The sequence below is a fragment of the Campylobacter showae CC57C genome (assembly GCF_000344295.2).
Lineage (GTDB): Bacteria > Campylobacterota > Campylobacteria > Campylobacterales > Campylobacteraceae > Campylobacter_A > Campylobacter_A showae_B.
Window position 1 is genome coordinate 1 of record NZ_AOTD01000207.1, and the last position, 2,841, is coordinate 2,841.

The 2,841-nt window shown below is 46.4% G+C and carries 3 protein-coding genes; 1 reads left to right on the forward strand and 2 read right to left on the reverse strand.

The features are described 5' to 3' along the window. Both H740_RS07795 and H740_RS07800 read right to left on the reverse strand, forming a co-directional pair. Positions 1 to 783, reverse strand: a 783-nt coding sequence (locus tag H740_RS07795; RefSeq protein ID WP_002953017.1) for an ABC transporter ATP-binding protein, incomplete at its 3' end; no start/stop codon positions are given. After that, complete coding sequence (locus H740_RS07800) at positions 780 to 1,742, reverse strand: HlyD family secretion protein (RefSeq protein ID WP_002953019.1); 963 nt, start codon at positions 1,740 to 1,742, stop codon at positions 780 to 782. The genes H740_RS07800 and H740_RS07795, both read right to left, overlap by 4 nt. Positions 1,743 to 2,114: 372 nt before the next feature. Between H740_RS07800 and H740_RS07805 the strand changes: the two genes are divergently transcribed. Beyond that, positions 2,115 to 2,660: a YceI family protein gene (locus tag H740_RS07805; protein ID WP_002953020.1), complete on the forward strand. Its 546-nt coding sequence runs from the start codon at positions 2,115 to 2,117 to the stop codon at positions 2,658 to 2,660. Positions 2,661 to 2,841: the final 181 nt, after the last annotated feature.

Genomic DNA, 2,841 nt, shown 5'->3' on the forward strand with positions numbered 1-2,841 from the left:
AGCCTTTGGATCTACGCCCGCCGTCGGCTCGTCGAGCAAAAGCAGCTCCGGGCCGTGCACGAGGCACATCGCAAGCGCTAGCCGCTGTTTCCAGCCGCCAGATAAACTGCCTGCTAGGTGGTTTTGACGCGGGGCGAGGTCTAAGCGGTCTAGGATTTGATTTACGGCCGTTTTTTGGTTTTTGACCGCAAAAAGCCTAGCGATAAATTCCAAATTTTCCCTCACGCTAAGGTCGTCGTACCAACCGAATTTCTGCGTCATATAGCCCGTTTTTAGGCGTATGGCTTCGCTTTGGCTGCGGAAATCATACCCCAGACAGCTGCCGCTACCGCCGTCTGGCTTTAAAAGACCGCAAAGCATGCGTATGGTAGTCGTCTTGCCACTGCCGTTTGGTCCTAAAAATCCGCACACGCTGCCCTTTTTGACCCTGATATCTACGCCGTCCGTGATGATCTTTTTGCCGAATTTTTTGGTGAGGCCTCTAACGTCGACGGCGTAGTCGCCGCTCTGCGGTTTGGGACTCAAATTTGGAGTCAAATTTGAGCTTTGGCTTGCGGTTAAATTTGCTGCGTTTGTCAAATTTGAGGGCAAATTTGCGCTGCTAAATTTCTCTTTTAACTTGTTTGCTAGATTTAACCCACTCAAATTTGATTTTCTTTCAGTCTGCGACGGAGCTTTGTCTGCGCCGTAAATTTTGCTACTGTGTGCGTTTAAATTTTGCTCCGGCGAAATTTCGTCCAAATTTAAACGCCGAATTTGAACGGAGATATTTTGCGCGTTCACGGCTCTAGCCTCGCTTTTATCGGTAGCGATGGATGCAGTGCGGTTGCGTTGTTTTCGGGCACGGCCTCGACTAGATACACCAGCGTGCTTTGCGAGGTTTGGTTGTAGATGACGGGCGGGGCGTACTCGGGAGTGGACGCGATCTTTACGATACGAGCGCTAAAATCCGCACATCCCTCGCAGCTAATGCGCGCTTTTTGCCCCTCGCGCAGGCTAGGCAGCGCGCCTGCGGGCACGAAAAACCTGATCTTGACCTCGCCCGGCGGCAGCAGAGATAGCACAGGCTGCGAGCTTTGGACGAATTCGCCCGTTTTATAAAATATATCCTCGACGAGCCCGGATCTCGGCGCTAGGACGGCGGTTTGCTCTAGCCTCCACCGCGCGGCGCGCTCGTTAGCTTTGGCCGCTTGTATTTTTGCTTTTAGGCTTGTTATTTGTTCGCTTCTAGCGGGCAAATTTGCGATCTTTAGCGCGGCGTTTAGCTCGCTAACCAGAGCGTTTGCGCGGTCAAATTCCGCCTTTGCCGCGTCAAATTCTTTTTGCGAAACGGCGTTTTTAGCCAGCAGCGACTTTGCGCGTTCATAGTTAGCCTCCGCGATCCAAAGCGCGGCCTTGGCTTGTTTTAGCTCGGCATTTATCCGCTCGATCTCCTCGGGGCGCTTGCCCGTGCTAAGGTCGGCTAGCTCGGCTTCCAGAGCGCTCACGTTAGCCTTTGCGGCGTCTAAATTTGCTATCGCTTCGGCGCTCTCAAGCGCAAAAAGTGGCTCACCCTCTTGAACGACGGCGCCCTCTTTGACGCTTAAATTTACGATTCGTCCGCTAACGCTAGGCGCGACGCAAAGATAATCTCCCTCGACGTAGCCGTTAAAAAACGCGCTCCCCTTCTCATCCGCGCAGCCTGCAAAAATCAGGATAAAAAAGGCAAAAAACGCGTAAAATTTGCTTAAATTTAAACCCATTTCGCCTCCTTAAAGCCGCTATTTCATTAGCATTATACTCCGCTTTGGTTAAATTTGGCTACATTTTAGGATGCTGCGCGGCACTCGAGAAGGAAATATTTTCGGCGTGTAGGCTTCGGATAGTGCGGTAGAAGCGGCGGTTTTTTATCTCTTTTTAGGAAAGAGTAATTTAAATTTGGAGCAAATTAGTGCGGCGATTATAGTATTTTTTGCTCCTTAAATTTCTTAGATGTGTTTTATAAGTACTGCAAAAACGGTATTACTAATAAAAAAGGATAAAAAATATCCAATTTAAGCATTCTTTGAAGATAGGGGTTATATAATTCCCATTCTAATGATATTAGTTATTAATCTTAATCTTAAGGAGAGTGTATGAAAAAAATTACTTCAGTTGCGCTTGTCACATCTATTTTGGCTGCTTCGGCATTTGCTTTTAGTGTAGATGGCAACCCTAGCGTCAAATTCGTTGGCTATAAGTTAGCTAACAAAACAGCCGTCGAGGGTACGTTTAAAGATCTTGGCTTTAAAAGCGCGGAAAACGCAAATTTTGCCGATTTTCTAAAAACCTTTGAGTTTAACATCGATCCTAAAAATATCGATACAAAGTTGCCCGATCGCGACAAACGCATCGGTATGATCTTTGACAGCAACGCAATAATGGCTAAAATTGTATCCGTAAGCGGCGACGAAAAAGCGGGCGAAGCTGAAGTCGAAGTTAGCGTAAAAGGAAACTCAAAGTCTTACAAAACGCAGTATACGGTGGAAGATGGTAAACTAAAGGCTAAAATCGGCATTGATTTGTTGGCTGATTTGAAACTCAATGAGACATTTGAAAAATACGCGGCTTCAGCCAAGCTTTTTCATGGTGGCAAAAGCTATCCGGATGTAGAAATCTCACTCGAAGCTAAAATAAAATAATCCTTAAATTCGGCGCTTAAAGATCTGCTTGCGCCGAATTTTCTACTTTATTATTATTTTTTATTCCGTAATGTCGAAAAATCGATAACTTAAGATATAATGAGCCGTAAAATTTAATTAAGGCGAAAAAATGACGACGAAAGAAAATAAAAAAGGGGCGGTAAGCGCGCTATTTTTGGCT